At 37.9% G+C, this 21,532-nt stretch carries 22 protein-coding genes; 19 read left to right on the forward strand and 3 right to left on the reverse strand.

Translation table 11 applies throughout. The annotated features are described in order from the left end of the window. Nucleotide 1 precedes the first annotated feature (1 nt). The 13 genes from BLW74_RS22310 to BLW74_RS03745 all read left to right on the forward strand — a co-directional run bounded on the left by BLW74_RS22310 (nt 2) and on the right by BLW74_RS03745 (nt 11,670). Nucleotides 2–172, forward strand: coding sequence for a hypothetical protein (locus BLW74_RS22310; protein WP_167358369.1), 171 nt, complete (start codon nt 2–4; stop codon nt 170–172). Between the two features lie 64 nt (nt 173–236). Beyond that, nucleotides 237–1,238, forward strand: coding sequence for a DUF2931 family protein (locus tag BLW74_RS03690; protein WP_228424756.1), 1,002 nt, complete (start codon nt 237–239; stop codon nt 1,236–1,238). Nucleotides 1,239–1,241: 3 nt separating this feature from the next. After that, nucleotides 1,242–2,609 carry a T6SS phospholipase effector Tle1-like catalytic domain-containing protein gene (locus BLW74_RS03695; RefSeq protein ID WP_089690087.1) on the forward strand — a complete coding sequence of 456 codons (1,368 nt, stop codon included), beginning with the start codon at nt 1,242–1,244 and terminating at the stop codon, nt 2,607–2,609. A gap of 60 nt (nt 2,610–2,669) precedes the next feature. Further along, nucleotides 2,670–3,713: a hypothetical protein gene (locus BLW74_RS03700; protein WP_089690088.1), complete on the forward strand. Its 1,044-nt coding sequence runs from the start codon at nt 2,670–2,672 to the stop codon at nt 3,711–3,713. Between the two features lie 29 nt (nt 3,714–3,742). Continuing rightward, nucleotides 3,743–4,231, forward strand: a complete 489-nt coding sequence (locus BLW74_RS03705; protein ID WP_089690089.1) for a DUF4280 domain-containing protein — start codon at nt 3,743–3,745, stop codon at nt 4,229–4,231. An 11-nt stretch (nt 4,232–4,242) separates the two neighbouring features. Beyond that, nucleotides 4,243–7,035, forward strand: a complete 2,793-nt coding sequence (locus BLW74_RS03710) for an OmpA family protein (protein WP_089690090.1) — start codon at nt 4,243–4,245, stop codon at nt 7,033–7,035. Between the two features lie 10 nt (nt 7,036–7,045). Next, on the forward strand, nt 7,046–7,633 hold the full coding sequence (locus BLW74_RS03715; RefSeq protein ID WP_139265691.1) for a hypothetical protein: 588 nt from the start codon (nt 7,046–7,048) through the stop codon (nt 7,631–7,633). A 3-nt stretch (nt 7,634–7,636) separates the two neighbouring features. Then, nucleotides 7,637–8,407 (forward strand): hypothetical protein, encoded by a 771-nt coding sequence (locus BLW74_RS03720; RefSeq protein ID WP_089690092.1) that lies wholly within the window; start codon nt 7,637–7,639, stop codon nt 8,405–8,407. 68 nt (nt 8,408–8,475) lie between these two features. Further along, nucleotides 8,476–9,258 carry a hypothetical protein gene (locus tag BLW74_RS03725; RefSeq protein ID WP_089690093.1) on the forward strand — a complete coding sequence of 261 codons (783 nt, stop codon included), beginning with the start codon at nt 8,476–8,478 and terminating at the stop codon, nt 9,256–9,258. After that, nucleotides 9,258–9,818: a LemA family protein gene (locus tag BLW74_RS03730; protein ID WP_089690094.1), complete on the forward strand. Its 561-nt coding sequence runs from the start codon at nt 9,258–9,260 to the stop codon at nt 9,816–9,818. Before BLW74_RS03725 ends, BLW74_RS03730 begins: the two co-directional genes overlap by 1 nt. Beyond that, nucleotides 9,799–10,179 (forward strand): hypothetical protein, encoded by a 381-nt coding sequence (locus tag BLW74_RS03735; RefSeq protein ID WP_089690095.1) that lies wholly within the window; start codon nt 9,799–9,801, stop codon nt 10,177–10,179. The genes BLW74_RS03730 and BLW74_RS03735 overlap by 20 nt, the downstream gene beginning before the upstream one ends. 17 nt (nt 10,180–10,196) lie before the next feature. Continuing rightward, complete coding sequence (locus BLW74_RS03740; protein WP_139265692.1) at nt 10,197–10,850, forward strand: hypothetical protein; 654 nt, start codon at nt 10,197–10,199, stop codon at nt 10,848–10,850. Nucleotides 10,851–10,956: 106 nt separating this feature from the next. After that, the gene (locus BLW74_RS03745) at nt 10,957–11,670 is read left to right on the forward strand and encodes a hypothetical protein (protein WP_089690097.1); all 714 of its coding nucleotides are present in this window, start codon (nt 10,957–10,959) and stop codon (nt 11,668–11,670) included. Between the two features lie 171 nt (nt 11,671–11,841). Here the strand turns inward: BLW74_RS03745 and BLW74_RS03750 are convergent, their stop codons facing one another. The 3 genes from BLW74_RS03750 to BLW74_RS03760 form a co-directional block, all read right to left on the reverse strand. After that, a complete protein-coding gene (locus BLW74_RS03750; protein ID WP_089690098.1) occupies nt 11,842–13,632 on the reverse strand; it encodes an endonuclease in 1,791 nt (596 codons plus the stop codon). Between the two features lie 484 nt (nt 13,633–14,116). Continuing rightward, nucleotides 14,117–14,644 carry a DUF4136 domain-containing protein gene (locus tag BLW74_RS03755; RefSeq protein ID WP_089690099.1) on the reverse strand — a complete coding sequence of 176 codons (528 nt, stop codon included), beginning with the start codon at nt 14,642–14,644 and terminating at the stop codon, nt 14,117–14,119. A 6-nt stretch (nt 14,645–14,650) separates the two neighbouring features. Then, complete coding sequence (locus BLW74_RS03760) at nt 14,651–14,830, reverse strand: C1orf53 family protein (protein WP_089690100.1); 180 nt, start codon at nt 14,828–14,830, stop codon at nt 14,651–14,653. A gap of 40 nt (nt 14,831–14,870) precedes the next feature. Here BLW74_RS03760 and BLW74_RS03765 point away from each other — a divergent pair, with 40 nt between their 5' ends. The 6 genes from BLW74_RS03765 (at nt 14,871) to BLW74_RS03795 (ending at nt 21,509) form a co-directional block, all read left to right on the forward strand. Beyond that, nucleotides 14,871–15,197 (forward strand): hypothetical protein, encoded by a 327-nt coding sequence (locus BLW74_RS03765; RefSeq protein WP_089690101.1) that lies wholly within the window; start codon nt 14,871–14,873, stop codon nt 15,195–15,197. Nucleotides 15,198–15,403: 206 nt separating this feature from the next. Beyond that, a complete protein-coding gene (locus BLW74_RS03770; protein WP_089690665.1) occupies nt 15,404–16,312 on the forward strand; it encodes a 1-aminocyclopropane-1-carboxylate deaminase/D-cysteine desulfhydrase in 909 nt (302 codons plus the stop codon). 66 nt (nt 16,313–16,378) lie between these two features. Continuing rightward, a complete protein-coding gene (locus BLW74_RS03775) occupies nt 16,379–17,437 on the forward strand; it encodes a glucosaminidase domain-containing protein (RefSeq protein ID WP_089690102.1) in 1,059 nt (352 codons plus the stop codon). 74 nt (nt 17,438–17,511) lie between these two features. After that, entirely contained in the window at nt 17,512–18,801 is a 1,290-nt protein-coding gene (hemL, locus tag BLW74_RS03780) for a glutamate-1-semialdehyde 2,1-aminomutase (protein WP_089690103.1), read from the forward strand. 320 nt (nt 18,802–19,121) lie between these two features. Further along, nucleotides 19,122–20,456 carry an amidohydrolase gene (locus tag BLW74_RS03790; RefSeq protein ID WP_089690105.1) on the forward strand — a complete coding sequence of 445 codons (1,335 nt, stop codon included), beginning with the start codon at nt 19,122–19,124 and terminating at the stop codon, nt 20,454–20,456. A 207-nt stretch (nt 20,457–20,663) separates the two neighbouring features. After that, a complete protein-coding gene (locus BLW74_RS03795; protein WP_089690106.1) occupies nt 20,664–21,509 on the forward strand; it encodes an AraC family transcriptional regulator in 846 nt (281 codons plus the stop codon). The last annotated feature ends 23 nt before the right edge of the window (nt 21,510–21,532 follow it).

Here is a 21,532-nt window from a genome sequence, read left to right on the forward strand (position 1 = left end):
TATGGCCATCATAAAAACAGCAACCAATCTACGCATAACAGTAAAAGATTCATATCATCTGAGCGTGGGAAAAAAGGTCGAAAAAATAGCAAAGAAAATCAATGTAGAAGCACAGAAAGGCAATTTGATTTTAGCAAGTAATAAGAAAATAATGTCTCATGGGAATAAATAAATTAAAAATCCTGTTTTTTTTCATTATAGGAAGTTTCTCATTAGTAAGTTGTCAAAATAAAAAAATGGAAGAAAAATACAGCTGGCTCGGAACCGTGAGCGCACCTCAGGAATATCCCATGGAAGTTTATCAGGGAAATATCATCGCTGATGATTTTACCTACAGCTTTGATGCTATATGGGGAACGCAGAATACAGGCTGGGGAAATACAGGTGCCACGATGAATGTTTCTACCCAAAAAATGGATATTCCCAATACATTGGAATTCACTTGGTATTCCCTCGTGGAAAAAAAATTCTATACCGGAAAATGGCCTCTGGATAAAACCAAAATTGAAAAACTGTTCAAAGAAGGCTTTACCGATAAAGACACGGGAAAGAAAGAAACCTACACTACTTTTAAAGTAGGGCTGGCACCCAAGGGAAAAATCGTAGTATGGATTAATGCACCGGGTGTTCAGAAAGAAATCGGCAGCTTCCAGGCACATGACACCATTATCACAAAGGAAAAAGCCTACGAAAATGCTCAATATATGCTTGAGGACGGCTATGCAGATGACCGTCTGAAAAGTGATTTTCTGATAACGCCCGAAGTGAAAAACAGGATTGCTGCTTCCGGTTATCCCGATCCTTCAGTATATGAAACATATAGAAAAAAATACCTCTGGAAACCTGTTGTAGAACTTCCGCAGGGCTATCAGGTAAAAAAGATATTCTTTATGGCGGCTAACGGAGAGTACGATACTTATGACGGAAGCACAAAAGAAAGAGCGGTCCCTTATTACCTATCCATAACTGTGGTGGGGCCTGACCACAAAGAATGGGGAGCTAATGTTTTCTTTACTAAAAATGAGAGTTATTACACAGACAATGTCTTAAAAGGAAATAATGTTCTTCCTGTAGATTTTGATCTGAATGATATTAATAAAGTATTTGGAGCACTGGATCAGAAAAAAGAAGCCGATTTTATCCTAAAAATAGTTCCTGAAAGCAAAAAAATGAACGTAAGTATAAAGCAGGACGAAAAAACATATCAGCTAAAAGATTTCATCAGTAAAATTTATTAGATTATGTCTAACGTTGTATTTGGAAACTATTCGCCATCATCAGCCCCGGAAAATATAATCAGTGTCGCACTGGGAATATTCTTTGACGGTACCTTAAATAATAAGACCAATTCTGATGCGAGGAAAAACAAAACCAAGGCTTATGATGACCATGGAGGTGATCCGTCAGATAATAACAGCTACAATAATGACTGGAGTAATGTAGCCCGACTTTGGGAAAATTATGATAAAAGAAATGCAATCTACATAGAAGGGATCGGTACCCAGGATAACAAAGGAGATGAAATGGACGGCTATGCCTATGGCTCGGAAAAAACAGGCATTAAAGCCAAGGTACAGATTGGATGCGAAAAAATTGCAGAAAAAATAAGCCTGCTTAAAAAAGCAAATTCCACGGCAAAACTGGGAACAGTCACCCTGGATGTCTTCGGTTTTAGCAGAGGAGCCGCCGCAGCACGGTATTTTGTACATCAGGTATCTAAGAAGAAAGTAAGTTCAGACCCTAAAAGTATAATGTTCGGCAATTTAGGAACCGAATTGAAAAAAGTAGGCGTCAATCTGGACGAAATAAACGTGATTATCCGCTTCCTCGGTATTTTTGATACTGTTTCCTCTTATTCTGAAAATACATGGACAACTTCCCCCAATTTCAGTAATGATATTGAAGAACTTCAGCTGGATGATATTGCAAGAGCCAGGAAAATAGTACACTTTACGGCAGAAAATGAGCACAGGATCAATTTTGACCTAACCGATATAAAAGTCAAAGTAAAGCAGAAAACCGTCTATCTCGGGATTGAAAAATCATTCCCTGGTGTGCACAGTGACATTGGTGGAGGCTATGAAACAGGGCCTGAAGCCAAAGACGAAATCATCAACGGAAGTACCAGCGTTCAGAAAAAAAGAAAAGAACAGCTTGTTGCAGAAGGCTGGTTTCAGGACGGGGAACTAATCATTCATGAATACAGACGCAAGCTCTCCAGTAACAGAAAACTGGTTAAAAAAACATACAGCTTCATCCCATTACAGTTTATGGGAGAGTACGGCAAAAATGACGGATTGAAAATTGATACAGGGCAGATCAGTACCAAATATAAAATTTCTGATGATCCGCTTCTGGTAAGGGTAAAAAACAAACTCACCCCGTATGTAATGGGAAATGGAAAACCCTATACCTTCCGATGGACCCAAAGTATTCACGACCAATATAAAGGATCCAAAGTTCCCGAACAGAGATATGCCGATTATCAGAGAGAACTAGCAGAACAGACGGATCTGAGAGAACTCAGAAACAAATATCTGCATTGGTCTGCAGACTATGACTGGGTAGGCATGGATCCTAGAGAAGATGGAAAAAGAGTAGTACATTAATGGACAACGAAGAATTGTAAAATCTGGCTCACCCGCAGCGTTATGAAGTAAGAGCTTATTATGCAGAAATATAATAAACATACCGTTCAGAAAGATGAAACCTTAAAAAGTATAGCCACGCTGTACGGATTGGATAAAGATGTATTAAAACACTTTCATAATAATCACTGTGCTGTTAAGGATATGATCCTGATCAACCTCAACGGCCAGAAAGAACTTTTTGTTCCCAGAACTGCCGTAGCAGATAAAACCCTTTTGGTACAATTCGGAAAGGGCAACAGTCTTACTCTTCAGCCGGAAAACACAGTGCGAAGATACAGTGTAGTCATTACCATTGAAAAAGGAGAAGATAAGAATGAATTAAAATATGAAACATCGGTTCGGTGGCTGAAAACAGAGAAAGGACAGCAGTTTTTTGAAATAGACAGAACATCCAATCTCTATCTTAATGAAGAGGAAGTCAATGAAATTGCAGATCTGCTGGCCTACAGAACATCTAAGGTTTTATATCCTTTACAGATCAGTACAGATGAGCATGGGAAATTCGAAACGGTAGAAAATGCTGAGGCTTTTTCCAAAAGATGGGCCGCTGTAAAAGAAGAACTCTATAAAGAATTTGAAGGAGAAACCGTAGACGAATACTGCAGAAAGATTGAAAAAGTAATCAGCGAACCTGAAGCCCTCAACCTGTACATCAAAAATGATTATTTCATCCGTGCTTTGTTCTTGGGAATATACCGGAGCTTCGGAAACGAATATAAAACAGAGATGACGGTCACTTTTCCTGTAGTGGATAACGCAATAGAACCCAGTTACAGAGTAACGCTGGAAACAGATCCCCTGAAAGAGGAGACAGGCTTAATTACCATAGAAGGTAAAGGAAAATTATATGAAGAAAGAGAGATTGATGATTTTATAAGAAAATCACCTTTTTCATTGATTATAAAAGATAACCCTGTGATGAATGAAGAAGGAACATTCAGAATAATAAGCTATCTGAAACAGGAAAACACACTTCCGAAATCTCTTTATCTTGAATGCAGCATCATGCTGCAGGAAGAGAAAAAGATTTCAGTATCAGTATCAGAAATTGATGAAAAATAAAACAACATTTCACTAAAGATAAAATTAATATGGCAGAAAAACATATTGTAGTACAGGGCGCTATGTGCAAATGCCAGTTCGGGCAGGCTCCGGACAAGCTGAAAGTACTTACACACCAGAAAGAATATGCCAATGATAAAAGCGGTTCCAAAAAGCTGATTGTCACCACAAAAGAAATAGGAGGAGCCACATTTGAAAAAAACACATTCGGAAACTGTACCAAAATGGGAGGTCCGCCGCCTCCCTGCAAAATTATGGTCACAGAATGGCAGAACTTTTATGATAAAGTACAGCTCAGCAATGGCGGATATATCATTGTAGAAGACAGCAAAGCAGTATGTGCAGTTGCCGGAACTCCGTGCATCGAAATTATAGACCACGGTCAGAGAGCAGAAGCCAGCCAGCAGAACTTTAAAAATGCAGATAAAGACGTTCAGCAGCAGATTAATCCGCTGGTGGATTCCGAAGAAATGTATAACGAGCAGCCTTCAGGAGGAGGGCAGGATGGTGCAATCTAAATGATAACAAAATGGCAAAAGGCGTTAAAAAAATAAAAGTGGTAAGCGGATTGTATTACCCCAAAATGTCAGTATTAGGGCAAAGAATTACAATAAAGCCGGATCAGTGGGTGCAGTTTGGTGTCGAAGAATGGCTGCCGGGTACTACAGATGCAGACAAAAAGAAGCCTCTTACCTGGATGAGGCAGAACAGCAGCAGAAAAATTATCATCAATCAGATCACCTCTGCTACCGGATATAAGTTTTTAATAGGCAAACAGTACTGCGGAAGCTATCAGTTTTATATTGAAGCCAGTCTTTCCGGAGTAAGAGATACCAAAACCAATACAGGAATCTTCGTAAGAGGCTGGTGTGAGCCCAAAATTGTAAGCAGCAAATGGTCTACACAGAAAAACAGCAAAAGCATTAAAAATAACAAAAAGATCGAATACATTTCCTACGGGCACATCGTACACCTAAATCTGGTAACGGAAGGCCTGAACGGAAATACTGTCAGTATCGAGCTTTGGAATCAGCAGACGGCAAAAGCAGATAAACTGGTTCATACCTACAATAATGTCCAGGTTATAGATGGTGAAGTTAATCTTAAGATAGAAAACACCTTTGCCTGGATGGCCTATGTGGATAACATACAGAATGTGGAGGAATTCTATGTTAAAGTAAAAGATACCGCCTCAAAACAATACATTAAAGATAAGCTTGGAGATGATCTTCATGCCATCTATCTGAATGTTAAAAATAAAGTGGTGACCACCAATACCAACGGTGCACAAAACCAGACTCCCACTAAAGTATATAAGCCGGACGTAAACTCTGTCAGGCTGGAACCCTGTAAGTTTGAAGTTATCAAAATTACCGAAAATGAAACAAAAGATGGGAAAGCCAGCAATACAACCGTTAAAGTCTTTGACAATGGAAACGGTGTCAAACTGATAAAATCAGCTGCATTACAGGAGCATATTCAGAGAACAATTTTTTATAAATTCGATTCCACAGTCATTGATAAAGACGGTGTTGCTATTCTGAATAATGTACTCAAATTCCTTCTGGAGCATAAAGATGCTACCATGAATCTCAGCGGCTATGCCTGCGTGATAGGAAAAGAAAACTATAACAAAGGACTTTCCCAAAGAAGAGCAGACGTCGTCAAAAAATTCTTTGCAGATGGCGGGCTGGATCCCAGAAGAATCATCTCCGTAGGAAAAGGAGAAGTAGATCCTACCGACGATAAAATGGGAAGAGACAATATCAAATACAAAAATGAGAAAGACTACGAAAATAACCGTAGAGTAGATATCTCATTTGTTTTTAATGCCCATGATGCACAAACTATTCATTATGAAGTAACAGCACCAGATGTCTCTACAAAGAAAGACCTCATCATTGATGTCACAGGCTTTCAAACCAATGAATGCTTCAGGGATAGTAAAGGAAAACATAAAAAACAGATTCAGGTTGTAGATGTAGGACAGGCAATCGATAAAGGAGATACGGTAAAAACATTTACCACACCCACCTTTACTTATGGAGTATATTCAGATTTATCTCAATTTAATGCTCTTCCTATACAATATATCTGGCCTGCAGGGACAAATCCGAATCAGTTTCATCTGCATGTTCATACCTGCAGATATTATAGCAATGAGAAAAGGACGACAGTATTGATAAAAGCCTATCCGGATATCAGCTGGACATTGAGCTTTACGCTGAATCTTACCAATGATCTCAGCGTAAAGTGGATGAATATGGATCCCCATGAGCATAAAGAACTGCAGAAAAAAGCAGGCAAAATGGGTGCAGAAAAAAGATGGAAACAAAAAGACGCTTCATTAGCCTTCAGTTTAAAGGCAAAATGGAACAATGATAAGCAGGAAAAAGAATTAAAATATCAGTACGAAACCAAGTTTAAAAAAATATATGATACATTTGCTGCCATAGGAGCATTGTCAGATGGAGTTCTTAATCAGGCCAAAGGAAAAGTACGTTCCATTTCTCCTAAGGGAATTCCGGTAAGTTTTGCCGTGAAACCTCCTAATATGGAGCTGTCTGGTAATTGGCTTTTGAAGCATCCTAAAGATAATAATGCCATTATTGGTACGGATGTAGCTATAGGTTTGAAAGCAAATCCGCTGATTGGTCTGGAAATGACAGTTGACCTTCTGGGAGCTTTAGTATTCGGAATTTCCGGAGCGGTAAGCGGAGGAACAGCAGCGCCGGGAGTCACAAGATTGTATCAGGAAATTCAAGGGAAACTGAAATCCGGAATAGATGTAGGGAATGATAATGCAGGCTTCAAGGCATCTGTTGATATCTTTATGGACCTTATTATTTCCAGTACCATAGAAGTGGAATCTGAATTTAAGTTTAATACCGCTGGAAAACTGAAAGACTCTGAATTTAAAGTCTCAAGTAAGAGTAAACTTAAACTGGAATTGAAAGTAGGAGTGAAAATTCAGGGAGAAGTTTCACTGGCTGTTATAAAAGCAGAAGCTTATTTTGAAGCATCAGCATCAGGAAGCGCTTCCATAACCTACGGGCATGGGATCAACTACGATGAAAAAGGATTATATTACCGTCCTGTTCTCGGATTTGACGGCCTTGATGCCCAATATGTAGTTACAATAAGTGTAGGGCTTGCTATTAAAATTGCAAAAAATAAACATAAAGTGGAGGAAAGCAGAAATGGAAAATATGAAATTGCCAAAGGGGATTTTAAAAATGTAATTCCTCCTTTTGATGTGATAAAAGAATTAGAATCCTTATTTGGAATAAGTGCAAATATTCCGTTGATTAAAAATGATTAATATTCATACAATGAAAAATCTTATCTTATTATTTAGCTTTTTGGCTATTGTGTCCTGCAACGGACAAACCGATCTGGAATCTTTAAAATTTGATGAAAAACTGCCGGATAACAGTTTGAAGGGAGAAAAGGAGACAGAAGCCAATTACGGATTATTATCTTATAAACAGGCTAATATTAACAATTATAAGCTGGGAACAGCATCATTTTCCGAATATACAGTACCTAAAGGGTATGAATATTCCAATAATAATCTGGCGTTATTCGTAAACTCTTATCAGAACAACCAATATCTGGGATTTGTACTGAACCTCGCTAAAGAAGATGAAGGAAAAAAGCTGATCGATTACCTTACTAAAACATACGGTAACCCGGAAAAAAGATCCACTGATAAAACAGGAGCTGCTTACTTCTGGGATGCATCAGCTAAAAATAAATGGCTGTTTTTAACCCAAACCCAGGAATTGACTCAAAGCAATACAAAATATACCAATACCAAACTGATTGTAGTAAAGAAAGGAACCAGAGTGGAGAACTCTTCAGATACCGGCACTTTCTCCATCTTAGACAGTTTTACCCTTGCTTATCCTAAAAAATAAAAGATGAAACCCTATTACGAAATAGATTTTAGTGCGGTAATGTGTTCATTTCAGATCAAAATTAATGATGTGGAATTAATTTCATTGAGTATTGAAGGACAAACGAGATCAGATTTTCCCATCAATCATCTTATTCTGGAAGGAGGTAAACAAACAATTGAAGTGAAAGGACTTCCCATGGATGGACATCAGGAACTGCACGAAGATTCTTACATAAGATACAGAGTGAATCTCTATGATATGGCTTCCGGAGAATACGCTTTTGTAAAACAGTTTGATGAATATTTTACCAAAAAACCTGATAAAAACATACCTTTTATAGGACATGCAAGTACATTTGAAGCAGAGGTACCTTATAAACTGGAAGCATGGCAGAATGGAATCAACCTTAAAGACGTCAAGTTCGACGTTAAAGAAAAACTGATCAAAAAGTATAACGAAATTATAAAGATGATCAATGGCGGCAACTACAGTTCGTTCATAGCACAATATCAAAAAAGAGAAAATAATAACGCTTTAGCTATGTATCTTAGCAAAAGCCAGGCAGAAGGCAGGATGCAGGGTATCATTTCGGATATGCAGAATGGATATAAAGCGCAGAGCCTTCCGGATGATATTCAGGTAGAATATTCAGCATACGGAAAGCTGGCCGCTTTAAAATGTACAGATATGATGTCTGCATTACGTCTGGAAAATCCGGAAAGTGATGAAGAATTAGTTCTGCCTATAACATTTTATATTCCCGAAGGGAAGGATGAGTTTGAGATGATATAGCAATCTTTAAAAGAAAGAAATACTGAAGCAAAATTCAGATATTTCCACCAGATTTTAGAACAGAATAGATGGAAGTTAAAAAGGGAAAACCATACATTGCATATAGTATTTTAGGAATAATTGCTGCAGGCTTTATTTACTTTATTCTGTGGATTATTTTCAAAGAAAAAATGCCGCTGCATGAATATGCTTCTGAAATTTCCAATAACTATGACAGTTACGCAGAGAAAGCGATCGTTTTTTTTCCTTTACTTTTTTTTGTTTTCATCTTCATTGTTTTAATGAAGCCTACTGCTTCAAAACGTTTTTTACGCCTGCAGTCCTCACTGCCTACCTCCAAGATCCATTCTGTAGCAAAAGGACTGGCAGAGATTGAAGGAACATTGGTGATGAAAAACCCTTTATCCTCACCAGTGAAGAATGAGGTATGCATCGGATATTATTATACCATTGAGGATATTGACAGAGATTCAGACGGAAAAGAAAGTTACAGAACCATTCACAGGGAAACGAAATGCAATATCTTCCGGGTTAAAGACGACACAGGAATCATAGAAGTAGAACCGGAAGGAATAGAGCTGGTTTTATTAGAAGAAACCAATGTAAGCAGCCATGGCGGTAAAAGGTACAAAGAAACTCTTTTAAAAGATGGCCAGAAGATGCTGCTGGTAGGCTATGCAGATTCTAAAAACGGAGTACCTTTCATCAGAAAAGACGATTATTATAAAATACTCGGTATTACTTCTTCCTCAGGAATCACAGTCTGGAACAAATACCAGCCCTTGCTGAGGTCATTTATGTTTACCTGTTTCATCATCTTTTTAATAATTATTTATATACTTACACAATAATGAATCAGACGGTCGCAATCATATTACTTATTCTGCTGGGAGTAGTTATCATCAGCTTTTTGATCAATCTCTATAACAAATTGGTGATGCTTAAATTTAATGTTGATAAAGCTTACGGAAATATTGATGTAGTGCTGAAACAGCGTGCAGATGAGATTCCCAATCTTGTCACCGTTGCCAAGCACTTTATGAACTACGAAGAAAAGCTTCTTTCCCGCCTTACGGAGCTCAGAACTTTTTACAATAACAGTACGGATGCCGATAAAAGAACCGAGATTGCCAATGAAACCTCAAAAGCACTCTCCTCATTTTTTGCCGTTTCAGAAAACTATCCCGAACTGAAGTCTAATAATAATTTCCTTGAACTGCAGAAAAGAATTTCCGATCTGGAGAACAAAATAGCAGACAGAAGAGAATTTTTCAATGACAGTGTAAACCTTTATAATATTGGAATTCATGAATTTCCCAATGTGATACTGGCAAAAATGTTAGGTTATAAAGACAAAACGTTACTGGAAATTACCAACCAAGAAAAACAGTATGACGGGGTTCAGTTTTAATACCTTTTTCGGATTAGAAGACAAAATAGCTGCTTACCCGGAAGCAACCATTTTCGGAGCGATGTTAGTACCCATTTTGCTGCTTATTCCGATAGCAGTGATAGGATGGATTTTTAGAAAACTGAAATTCAATATGTACATCATTCATGTATTGATGTATACTTTGCTTTTTACATTTATAATAGGAACACTGACCATATTTATCCTTTTCTTTATTACCGATAAAAATGGAGTGAAACTGGCCTATTGCTGGCTTACAATACTCGTGGGAATGTTTTTTTTCAGTTTAATCAATGCCAACACGAGTACCAAAATGTTTAGTGATTGGTCTAAAATAATTAAGGAAAGACAAAATCAGTAATTTTAGAAAAATATAGCATGATGAAAATAGCAAGAGTGCTGATATTGATTTTTGCAGTATTGATCAATATCTGTTGTGAAAATCAATCATTTGACCTGTCATCAGTTTCCCTGGGCGATGATGCAAAGAAGTATGATTTTGAAAACAAAGACCTATTTCTGAAAGATGCTGCAAAAACAGACATCATTCAATATTATGCTGATGAAAACAAAGGAATAACCTACGGAAATATACCCTTAGATAACACGATGGGTACAAGGATTACAGTATACAAAGGAAAAGTAGGCGCTGTAGATACTAATGCTGCCGAAAAATATGCTCTGGACTTCGTAGAAAAAATAGTAAAAAAACACGGAAATCCTACCGCCTCCATTACAGATAAAGCAACGGTAAATGCCAACCTCGCCAAACCAATTTTTGAAAAGCTTAAAAAACTTTCACCTGAAAAAGTGTCATGGAATCAACATGAGAAAAATACTTTTATATATCCATCTTCTTTCTTTTGGGATGACGGGAGAAATTATTCCATACTAAGTATTTCTATTGAAAATGATGGGGAAATAAGAAATAAATACATTTCTGTTACTAAAGACGCTTACCGTAATAATGCCGTTTTTGGGCTGAAATATCCCACACCACCAGCTTCTCCATGGTATAAGTATATGAATTAAATAATGGCCTTATTACAGAACAAAAACACCTAAAAAAGTACTTCCGTATACTTGAATCCATGTTTTTCTGTTTTATTATTGATAACCTGATGCTAACACTAACATTATGAAAAGATTGAAATATATAATAATACCCATAATCTGCCTTGCTTTTGCTTCATGCGGTGATCAAAAAAATAAAGCGCCGGCATCTGTTGTTGAAACACAGGGGAGTACACAGACAGAACCCTTTAATCTTGCTAAAATTAAGGTAGGAGAAAATATCAACGAAATTTTAAAATCTGCCGGAGCCACAGAAAAAGAAGCGGTACGCACCAGTGATGTTACGCTCATTGGAAATGAAAAGCTCGCTTTTTCGTCCAAAGAATTACTACACTTCAACGGAATTGATCTGGAAGGCAAAAACAATAAAAACACCAACAAAGTAATCTTACACTTCGGAAAGGTAGATGAGGAAATAGGCCCTCTCGCCAATGAAAAAGAAGACGAACTGGGAATGTATCAGCTCGATATTTATACCGAAGAAGAAAAAACCGCACTTCTGGATAACCTTAATAAAACATTGCAGAAGCCCAGCTTCGATACCATCCGTGAAGGATTTGAATCTGAAGTGAAAGACAATGAGATCATTCAGACCCATAATAAACTCAGACAGGAAGTGGCGATATGGAGAACCAAAGATATGCTCTATTATTACTGCGAAACCAAAATAGACAACAGACCGGACGAGTACCGATGCAATCTTTTCGTATTCAAAAACAAAGAATGGAAAGACCTCCTGAAAGGATCCGGATATCCTGATCTTGATAAAATTCATTGAATAAATTAAAACATTCGCTTAGCCAAATCAGTTTGCTGATTCCTTTTTGCTCGGTAAAATAAGACGTTAGAAAAATAAATCCTTTGCGTCAAAAAAATAATAATTCTGTAAAAAAACAAAAATGCCAGTCTAAAAAGACCGGCATTTTTTTATATCAAATGATTGTTCAGACTATTTCACGATAAACTGCATCGTCGCCTGATCCAGTTTCAAAATATACACTCCCTGACCCAGATTTCCTGTTTTAATAGAATTTCCATTTTTGAAAGGCTGATCAATCGTCTGAAGAGTTTTTCCCTGAAGATTATAAATCTCAGCTTTCTTTACCTTCTGAAGATCTCCTTTTACAAAAATCTCCTGGTTTGTAATAGGATTGGGAGAGATTTTAAAACTATTTGAAGCTGTTTCTGCAGCTGTACTTTGAGCCATTCTTGCAGAAGAGCCGGAATAACAGGTCCATGAAAGATCATCAATAGCAACCCTGTTACTTGTTGAATTATTCACAAGACTTACCACTACGTTTCCGGAAATATTGATATTATTGATGGTCGTTGTAGTTGCTGAAGCACTGTAAGGAATAGTACCAACGGTGGTTCCGTTTACTTTTACATCAAAAGTGCCATTAACCCCTGTAAACTTAAGCTGTGTAGTAACCGTCAGAGATCCTATACCAGTGGCAGAACTTCCTGAAGTTAAAGATCCGTTTCTTACCGTAATTGCTTTATTATTCAACGTCTGATCAGTTCTTGCATCCGTTGCCGTCCACGAAATTCCGCCACTGCTCCATGTTCTGGTGGAATAAGAAGCAATGGCTGCAGGAATCGTTTCAAAACTCTCATTTACACAATTGGTAGCCGGAGTCGTTGTTCCGGAATTGGTAGTACCGGAAACAGAAGAACTGTTCGGAGACGAATTTCCAGCCGCATCTTTTGCAACAATATAAAAACTGTAAGTAGTAGATGGAGTAAGACCTGATATGGTTGCTGAAGTTGAGCTAACCGTGGTTTTCAGGCTTCCGTTCATATACACATTGTAAGCAGTAACCCCTACATTATCTGTAGAAGCAGTCCATGAAAGCGAAATGCTGCCCGACGTCTTTCCAGAAATAGTAAGACCTGTTACTGTAGTCGGAGCCTGTGTATCACTTGCCGGCTGTTGAGAACCCCAAATCAGATTCACATAATTAGGATTGTCAATAAATGGATTTCTGTTCCCCTGATAGGCATAAGAAGCATTATTTCTCTTAACCTCAGCAGAAGAAACCGGATCCTGATTATGCCATGCTAACAAAACATTCAATTCCCAAGTCTGAAGCCCCGGGAAAGTAGAACTCCCCAGCATATTTCCTGATGAAAACGAAGAAAGCTTACTCTGATAACGCGTTACAAAATAGAAAATCATACGGGCAACATCTCCTTTAAACTCATCAATCGGCTCAAAAACCGTCCCGGAATACCCTGAAGAAATTGATGTTCCAAGTTTGGATCCGTTCAGTGAAGTGAAAGAAGCACTTCCAACCTTTCCATAAGGATAATTGCTTCTCATTCCGTTCACTTTTCCGTCTGTAGCTCTGATGAAATGAATATCTGCAACCATTGGAGAAGCTTCGCTAAAAAGACTTTGAGGAATCACATGCTCTCTGTTATAGCAATTTCCTTCTGTAGAATATGTTCCACACTGATTAGTACCAGGAGTATATTTATAAGGATCAGTACCGGCAGGGTTTTCAGAATACATATCAAGGATAGAACCGTCATTTTCATAATCCTTATCAATATCAGTGGTTTTATAGGCTGTCCACAAACCATTGTAACCTTTATCCTGGTGTCCGCTCGTAATAATGCTGCTTAAAGCAGTTTTTAACGCTGCACCGCTTAATCCGTTGGCAGAATTGTAGTATCCGGCAGGAGCCTGTGCATATGCAAGTCCTGTGAATAAAGAAAATAAGATGATTTTTTTCATATTAATACAAGTTTCAACAAGAATACTACATTTTTGTGAATAAAAAATTACGGTATCGTTAATTTTGAAATGTACTGCATGTAAGAAGCTTTGGATAATGGATTTCGGGTTACAGGATTTGAAATTCGAGGTTTCGGGTTTGTGAGATACGGGTTTAAAGTTTTCGCCTTTTGGTTTTAAATTTCAGTATTTTTAAAATTCAATAGAGGTGGGCTTTAGCCCGCCTTGTAAATTATAATTCCATTTACCCGGCTTTAGTCAAACCTTAATGAATATCCTCATTCATAAAAACAAAAAAAGATCTGTGAAAATCTGTGCTATCCGTGGTGAATTAATTATCATATCCTATTATTCAATAGGAGTGGGCTTTAGCCCGCTTATCAAATAAATCAAAAATTATCTGTTAAATCCGCATCATCCGCAGGAACGAAACATAAAAAAGCCAGTACAAAAGTACCGGCTCATATAATGGATGACTTACATCTTATTTTCTTTGTGGCGGATAATTCTTCATAATCTCAGCCATGATTTCGGGAATCTGTCTCTGTTTCGCCTTTGGAGAATCTACAGAAATTCCGCTTCCGATACCCTGCCAAACCAATTTGTTGGTTTTTGCATCAATCAGGTCTACAATTAAAGCTCCCTCATTATAATTCGTGGTCCAGGTTCTGTTCATCCCGACACCCCAACCGAACGGTCCGCCCCATCCCCACATTCCGTAAGGAGAAGAAGAATTGATATCCGTAACTTTCTTATGATTAGCTTTTACATTGATAATCAGATCCGGGTTTTCTCCGGACTGAAGACCCTTGCTCTGAAGCTGTCTGGACAGTTCATTCAGCACTCTGTCTTTATCAATATCATTCAATTTTAGATCATCAATTCTTATTTTATACGTTTTGAAAGAATTGAAGTTGGCTGTTTCAGCATAATCTGAACGCACCTGAAAAGGACTACATGAAGTTAACCCTAAAGTAGCGGATGCCAATAAGATAAAAATATATTTTTTCATTTTATTTTATTTTTTTTTATCACTTTTAATGAATGTATCAGTCTTTTTGTCGTACCCGTAAGGACAGTGTCTGCAGCCGCTTTTACAGCAATGTCCCCTTTTCAGATGGAATTTTTCTGTAAAAACCTTGTACCCCTGTTCATTATAGTAGAAGTCTTCACCTTCTTTGATGTCATAATGGGCCATAAGTTAAATGCTAGTCAAAAAACTTTTTATATTTGTTACTATGATAATTGTATGCCAAAAGCCCTTAAAAAAATTAAAAATTAATGGCATTGCTCTCTTTCCCTTTATCTTCATTAGGAAACCCGAAGATAAGGAAAATAATGTATTGATCAATCACGAAAAAATCCATTTACGCCAACAATGGGAAATGCTTGTTGTTTTCTTCTATATTTTCTATGTTATTGAATATTATTACTGGGTTTTTAAACTTAAAGACGGGGATCTGGCCTACAGAAGAATTTCATTTGAAAGGGAGGCTTACGCCAATGAACAGAATCTCAGCTATCTTAAAAATAGAAAATTCTGGAGCTTCAGGAAATATCTTTGAAATGATGATGATGAGCTGTGCAATTCGGGATTCGGGTTTTGAGCGTGTGGATTTGGAAGTATATTTTACCCTGGAACTCATCTGAAAAAACAAAAGCTCATGTGCAAGCATCCCTGCAGTCTGGGGTAGAAAAAAGCTTTCAGCTATCTTTAAGTAAATCTTTTCCTACTTTTGCAAACAATAAACCTCGAATAGTTAAAACTGAAATGCTGTTAAAACTTCCCGCAGAACCTGTACCCATTCAGGAAATTCCCGTTCACAACAAGATAAAACTGTTTATGAAAAGGGAAGATCAGATACATCCGATGATTTCAGGGAACAAATACTGGAAGCTGTTTTACAATATCAATCACTATCTGGAAAGAAACCCTGAGCATCCTTACATCATTACTTTTGGCGGAGCTTTTTCCAATCATATAGCAGCAGTTTCGGCAGCAGGAAATTTGGCGGGTATCCCGACATTAGGGATTATCAGAGGTGAAGAGCTGCAGCATAAATGGAGAGATAACCCTACTTTACTTTTTGCCAAAAGAAGCGGGATGAACCTGAAATTTGTCACCCGCGAAGAATACCGCCACAAAGAAAAACTGACAGAATTCCTTCAACAGGAGTTTCCGGACGCGTTGATAGTTCCTGAAGGAGGCACTAATGAAGAGGCTGTAGAAGGAGTGAAAATGATGCTCAACGAACAAACAAAAGATTTTGACTATCTTTGCACTGCAGTAGGAACAGGAGGAACTATTGCAGGAATTTCAAAATTTTGTGAAGACAATCAGAAAGTTATAGGTTTTAAAGTGGTTGATGATGCTTCACTGGAAAGTAAAATTTTTGAATTAACTTTGAGACAGAATTTTAATCTAATAGATTCATGTTTTGGAGGTTACGGTAAAATAAATGATGGAAACATCCGTTTTATCAATGATTTCAAAGAGAAATATGGTATTCCTTTAGAACCGATTTATACAGGAAAAATGATGGAGAAAGTTTTTGAACTGATTGAAGAAGGGTATTTTCCTGACAACAGCAGGATTTTGTGCTTTCACACTGGCGGACTGCAGGGAATTGAGGGAGCTAATCTGCTTTTAGAAAAACAGAATAGAAATTTAATTATATAAGTAAAATTGAAAAACATGAAACACCTAGTGTTCCATCTTTCATTTTAAAACAATAAAAAATATAAGATGAAAAGACTTTTCCTATCCATAAGCCTTTTAGTTTTATCAAAATTTTCTGCCCAGACTTGGGCAACCGAAGATCAGTATATTCAGAAATTTGCTAAATATGCCGTAGAAGAAATGGAAAAATATAAAATTCCGGCTTCTATTACCCTTGCCCAGGGACTATTGGAAACAGGGGGAGGACAGAGCAGGCTGGCACTGGAAGGTAAAAATCACTTCGGTATAAAATGTAAAGAAGACTGGACCGGTAAAACAATGAAACATACCGATGATGCTCCCAATGAGTGCTTCCGTGTATATGAAGATCCAAGACAGTCTTATGAGGACCATTCCATATTTTTAGCGACCAGAAAATACTACACGAATCTATTCAAACTGGATATGAAAGATTACAAAGCATGGGCTTACGGCTTAAAAAAAGCAGGATATGCTACCAACCCACGCTACGCTTCTATTCTTATCACCAAAATTGAAAAGTACAAGCTATACGAATACGACAATACCAATTCCAATGAAGTATTGTACGCGGTTCTTAGAATGTATCCGGATCTGAAAGACGACAGAACCTTTATGGCACAGCTGGAGCCGTCAAAAGCAGGTAGAAAAGCTAAGGAACCGGTTACCGTAGAAGTTCCTTACAAGCAGACTTCTTATGCACAACAGCAAAAAAGAGTGGAAAGAATCAAAACAAAAGCTGAAATTCTTAACGCTATTCTGATCAAAATTCACCCTAACGACGGTCTGAAATACATTGTCATTCCTGAAGATACTGATGTGAAATTCATTGCCAGCAAATTCAAAGTTAGCGAAAGCAGGCTGATGAAATGGAATGAGCTTGAAAGTGAAACACTGAAGAAAAATGACATCATTTTCCTTGAGTCCAAAAATTCTACAGGAAATACAGCTACCTACAAAGCTGAATCCGGAGAAGATATGCATGATATTGCACAGAAATTCGGAATCAAATTAAATAAATTATACGCTAAAAACAGAATGGATGAAGGGCAGCAGCCATCTGCAGGACAGCTTATTTATTTAATAGACAAAAAACCAAGAAACTAATTTAATTTTTTGTTGAGAGTTTACCGTTGACAGTCAAATGCCAACCCGCAGCTGTCAACAGCAACTGAGCATATATGAAGTATCAAAGAAGTTCGGCTTTATTTGACGAAGCCTACAAATACATTCCGGGAGGTGTGAACTCACCGGTAAGAGCATTCAAATCTGTTGGAGGAGTGCCTGTTTTTATGAAATCGGCAAAAGGAGCTTACCTTACCGATGCAGATGACAATACTTATATTGATTATATCAACTCTTGGGGTCCGGCCATTTTGGGACATACCCATCCTGAAGTGCTGGAAGAACTGAAAGTACAGGCAGAGAAGGGGTTCTCTTTCGGGGCACCTACAGAACTGGAAACAGAAATTGCAAAATTCATCATTGAAAATGTTCCGAATATTGACCAGATCAGAATGGTTTCTTCAGGAACAGAAGCATGTATGAGTGCCATCAGACTGGCCAGAGGATATACAGGAAGAGATAAGATCGTAAAATTTGAAGGCTGTTACCACGGTCATTCAGACTCGTTCCTGATTAAAGCGGGAAGTGGCGCCGCAACATTCGGAAACCCCAATTCTCCGGGAGTCACTGCAGGTACTGCTAAAGATACTTTATTAGCCCGATATAATGACTTTGAGCAGGTAGAAGATTTATTCCGTCACAATCAGGGAGAAATTGCAGCGGTAATTATAGAACCTGTTGCAGGAAATATGGGATGTATACTGCCTGAAAATGATTTCTTACAGAACCTGAGAAAAATCTGTGATGAAAACGGTGCGCTATTGATCTTTGATGAGGTAATGACCGGGTTCAGACTGGCATTCGGAGGGGCTCAGGAACTGTTTAATGTAAAAGCAGATCTGGTAACTTACGGAAAAGTAATCGGAGGCGGTCTTCCGGTAGGTGCTTTCGCAGGAAGAAATGAAATTATGGACCACCTTGCACCGAAAGGCGGTGTTTATCAGGCGGGAACATTAAGTGGAAATCCTTTGGCCATGAGAGCCGGATTAAAAACACTTCAGCTTATTAAAAATGATCCTGAATTTTTCAGCAGATTGGAAAAGACAACCGAAACATTAGACTTTGAAATCGGAAAAATCCTGAATGAAAAAGGAATTGCCCATAAAATCAACAGAAAAGGTTCCATGATGTCTGTCTTCTTTCATATCAACAGAGTGTCCAACTTTGATGAAGCGCAGGAAGCGAATCATTCTTTGTTTAATAATTTCTTTCATCAGATGCTTCAGAATGGAGTGTATCTTCCGCCAAGCGGTTATGAAACGTATTTCATCAGTGATGCGATCAAGGATAAAGAAATTGATATGACACTGGAAGCAGTAAGAAAATTTGAATATTCAAATAAATAGAAATAAATGAAACCGGATTTGAGATCCGGTTTTTTTATGCAAAAGAAATTTGTTTTGAAGGGTTTGGGTAGAAAAAAGTTCAACGCAATGTTTGTCACTCTGCAGGAGTCTCAACAGCGTAAAAACGACATAATCTGGATTCCTACAGAACGACAAGCGTTGTGGATATGTTTTTATCATAGTATAGAGAAGATGAAAAAATATTAATAAGACGCTCCAAAAAGGAATCAACGCAAAGCATAAATCATACAGATTTTGTAATAAACGATACACTTCACTGAGAGCGCTTCTTTTTAATTTTGTATTAAAATAGATTGGAAATGAAGACCTCAGACAATACCATCTCCCGCAAAGACTTTATCCGGAACTCGGCTATGGCAGTTGCGGGGCTCAGCTTAATTCCAAATATCATGACAGCATCACCTTTCTTCCATGAAAATCATGTTCCGGCAAAAGGAAAAATGAGCTTAAAAAATGTCCGTCTGGAAACAGGTTTTAACTATGAGGATGGGGAAGTGGCTTCTACCAAAACAGATCTGTTCTATGTGGAAGTAGAAAACGGAAAAATCACAAAGATCACCCCAAACAAGCCTGGTGCTGCAGCAGTGGATGCAAAAGGACTGCTGATGCTTCCCGCATTTAAGGATATGCACATTCATCTTGATAAAACTTTTTACGGAGATCAGTGGCAGGCGGTGCGAAAAAGAACGGGAGGAGTAAAGGGAATGATCGAGCTGGAGCAGAAAATGCTTCCCGAAATGCTGAAGAACTCAACCTTTAAAGCAGAAAAACTGATTGAACTGTTGCAGTCCAAAGGAACCTCCTACGCGAGAAGCCATGTGAATATTGAGCCTACTTCAAAACTTCAGTCATTAAAGAATCTGCAGAAAGCATTAGACAATAAAAAGAAAAGCTTTGGAGCTGAGCTGGTGGCCTTTCCGCAACATGGCGTGTTCTATACGGATTCCGCACCTTATCTCAGGGAAGCGGCCAAGATGGATATTGATTTTATCGGAGGAGTAGACCCCTTTAACATAGATGGAGCTATCGAAAAAGTAGTAGATTTTACAGTACAGCTTGCTTTGGATCATAAAAAAGGAATTGATATCCACCTTCATGAAACTGGAGACTCCGGATTAAAAACGGTTGAATATCTGATTAAAAAGGTAAACGAAAATCCTTCTCTGAAAGGGAAAACTTATTTAAGCCACTGTTTTGTCCTGGGAAAATTAGAAACCGCAAAACAGGAAGAAATCGCTGAAAAATTAGGAGAAGCAAAGATCGGAATTGTTTCCACCATCCCGTTCGGAAGATTGATTATGCCTATACCGGCGCTTTACAAACATAATGTAACCGTCCTTACCGGAAATGACAGTATTGTAGATCACTGGAATACTTTCGGAACGGGAAGCGTGCTTCAGAAAGCTAACTTAATGGCTCAACTGTATGGATATTCAACAGAATTTTTACTGTCAAGAAGCTTAAAACTGGCTACGGGAAATATGCTGCCTTTAGATGATCAGGGAACCCAGCAATGGCCCAAATCCGGTGACAAGGCAGATTTTGTGCTGATTGATGCAAGCTGCTCTGCAGAGGCGGTTTCCAGAATTTCTGATGTAAAGTCCCTTGTACATGAGGGAAACATTGTCTTTTAACTCAGAATCAGAATTGATTAAATAAATTAATATATAATCTAGTTGTGTTTTTCGACCACAAAGGGTAGGGAAGTTTTATGAAGAGTCGCGGAAATGAAGCCGGCAACCGAAGATAGCGCGATGAGATAAAGCTTTTGTTCCTTTTGTGGTTGTTTTTTAGTTTATTCTCTCATAAATTTTAGTAATTTTAGGAGAAAATAAGGCAGCGTGGCTTACCATACAGATCATTTTCCTATTTTGGGAATTCAGGAATTTAGCGAAAATCAGCTGAAAGGCTGTAATTTGCTGTTCAATGATCTCTCAGGCGCACGTTCTATAGATGATCCTCATAAGCACGATTTTTTTATCATCAATCTTTTTGAGAGAGGATCCGGATCCCATACCATAGATTTTACAGAATATCAGGTACAGGACTACCAGATTCACCTTGTTTTTCCGGATCAGGTACATCAATGGGTGATCGAAAAAGAAACCATCGGATATCAGCTGATGATCAGCAGAGAGTGGTTTGAAAGTTTTCTGCCATCATTAAGGTTTTCTGCATCGTATTACCAAAATCATCCGGTGATCCAACTTTCCAAAGACGTTTTTGAAACTTTCCTGTATGAATTCCGGGAAATTGAAAAAGAACTGTCCCATCAAAAAGTATTCTGGGAACTGATTCAGAAAAGAAGCGAAATGATCGGTTTGCTGGTAAGTAAATCTGTGGAAGGTGCTTTCAAAGACTTTGAAGTGTATAACTCCAATCCTATCATTTCAAAATTCCTGCATCTTATTGATGAACATTTTAAGACAGAAAGATCCGTCTCTTTCTATGCTGATAAACTGAATATTTCGGCCAATTATCTCAATATTGTCTGCAAAAAAAATCTCAATGCTTCGGCGTCGTCACTTATTCAGGACCGTATTTTACTGGAAGCAAAAAGACTTTTAAAAGTTTCCGAAATGTCCGTGAAAGATATTGTATATGATCTCGGGTTCTATGATCATGCCAGCTTTTCCAAATTCTTCAAAATTCAGACGGGTATGACGCCTTCCCAGTTTAAAGAATAATCTGTACAAAACAAGACATGATT

Source organism: Chryseobacterium culicis, from assembly GCF_900108365.1.
Lineage (GTDB): Bacteria > Bacteroidota > Bacteroidia > Flavobacteriales > Weeksellaceae > Chryseobacterium > Chryseobacterium culicis.

Coding starts and splice junctions, on each gene's coding strand:
- BLW74_RS03775 (WP_089690102.1), top strand. CDS start 16,379: ATGAAAAGACTTTTCCTATCCATAAGCCTTTTAGTTTTATCAAAATTT.
- BLW74_RS03750 (WP_089690098.1), bottom strand. CDS start 13,632: ATGAAAAAAATCATCTTATTTTCTTTATTCACAGGACTTGCATATGCA.
- BLW74_RS03735 (WP_089690095.1), top strand. CDS start 9,799: ATGACGGGGTTCAGTTTTAATACCTTTTTCGGATTAGAAGACAAAATA.
- hemL (WP_089690103.1), top strand. CDS start 17,512: ATGAAGTATCAAAGAAGTTCGGCTTTATTTGACGAAGCCTACAAATAC.
- BLW74_RS03740 (WP_139265692.1), top strand. CDS start 10,197: ATGATGAAAATAGCAAGAGTGCTGATATTGATTTTTGCAGTATTGATC.
- BLW74_RS03760 (WP_089690100.1), bottom strand. CDS start 14,830: ATGGCCCATTATGACATCAAAGAAGGTGAAGACTTCTACTATAATGAA.
- BLW74_RS03690 (WP_228424756.1), top strand. CDS start 237: ATGGAAGAAAAATACAGCTGGCTCGGAACCGTGAGCGCACCTCAGGAA.
- BLW74_RS03765 (WP_089690101.1), top strand. CDS start 14,871: ATGATAATTGTATGCCAAAAGCCCTTAAAAAAATTAAAAATTAATGGC.
- BLW74_RS03790 (WP_089690105.1), top strand. CDS start 19,122: ATGAAGACCTCAGACAATACCATCTCCCGCAAAGACTTTATCCGGAAC.
- BLW74_RS03720 (WP_089690092.1), top strand. CDS start 7,637: ATGAAACCCTATTACGAAATAGATTTTAGTGCGGTAATGTGTTCATTT.
- BLW74_RS03700 (WP_089690088.1), top strand. CDS start 2,670: ATGCAGAAATATAATAAACATACCGTTCAGAAAGATGAAACCTTAAAA.
- BLW74_RS03695 (WP_089690087.1), top strand. CDS start 1,242: ATGTCTAACGTTGTATTTGGAAACTATTCGCCATCATCAGCCCCGGAA.
- BLW74_RS03705 (WP_089690089.1), top strand. CDS start 3,743: ATGGCAGAAAAACATATTGTAGTACAGGGCGCTATGTGCAAATGCCAG.
- BLW74_RS22310 (WP_167358369.1), top strand. CDS start 2: ATGGCCATCATAAAAACAGCAACCAATCTACGCATAACAGTAAAAGAT.
- BLW74_RS03730 (WP_089690094.1), top strand. CDS start 9,258: ATGAATCAGACGGTCGCAATCATATTACTTATTCTGCTGGGAGTAGTT.
- BLW74_RS03755 (WP_089690099.1), bottom strand. CDS start 14,644: ATGAAAAAATATATTTTTATCTTATTGGCATCCGCTACTTTAGGGTTA.
- BLW74_RS03745 (WP_089690097.1), top strand. CDS start 10,957: ATGAAAAGATTGAAATATATAATAATACCCATAATCTGCCTTGCTTTT.
- BLW74_RS03710 (WP_089690090.1), top strand. CDS start 4,243: ATGGCAAAAGGCGTTAAAAAAATAAAAGTGGTAAGCGGATTGTATTAC.
- BLW74_RS03715 (WP_139265691.1), top strand. CDS start 7,046: ATGAAAAATCTTATCTTATTATTTAGCTTTTTGGCTATTGTGTCCTGC.
- BLW74_RS03725 (WP_089690093.1), top strand. CDS start 8,476: ATGGAAGTTAAAAAGGGAAAACCATACATTGCATATAGTATTTTAGGA.
- BLW74_RS03770 (WP_089690665.1), top strand. CDS start 15,404: ATGCTGTTAAAACTTCCCGCAGAACCTGTACCCATTCAGGAAATTCCC.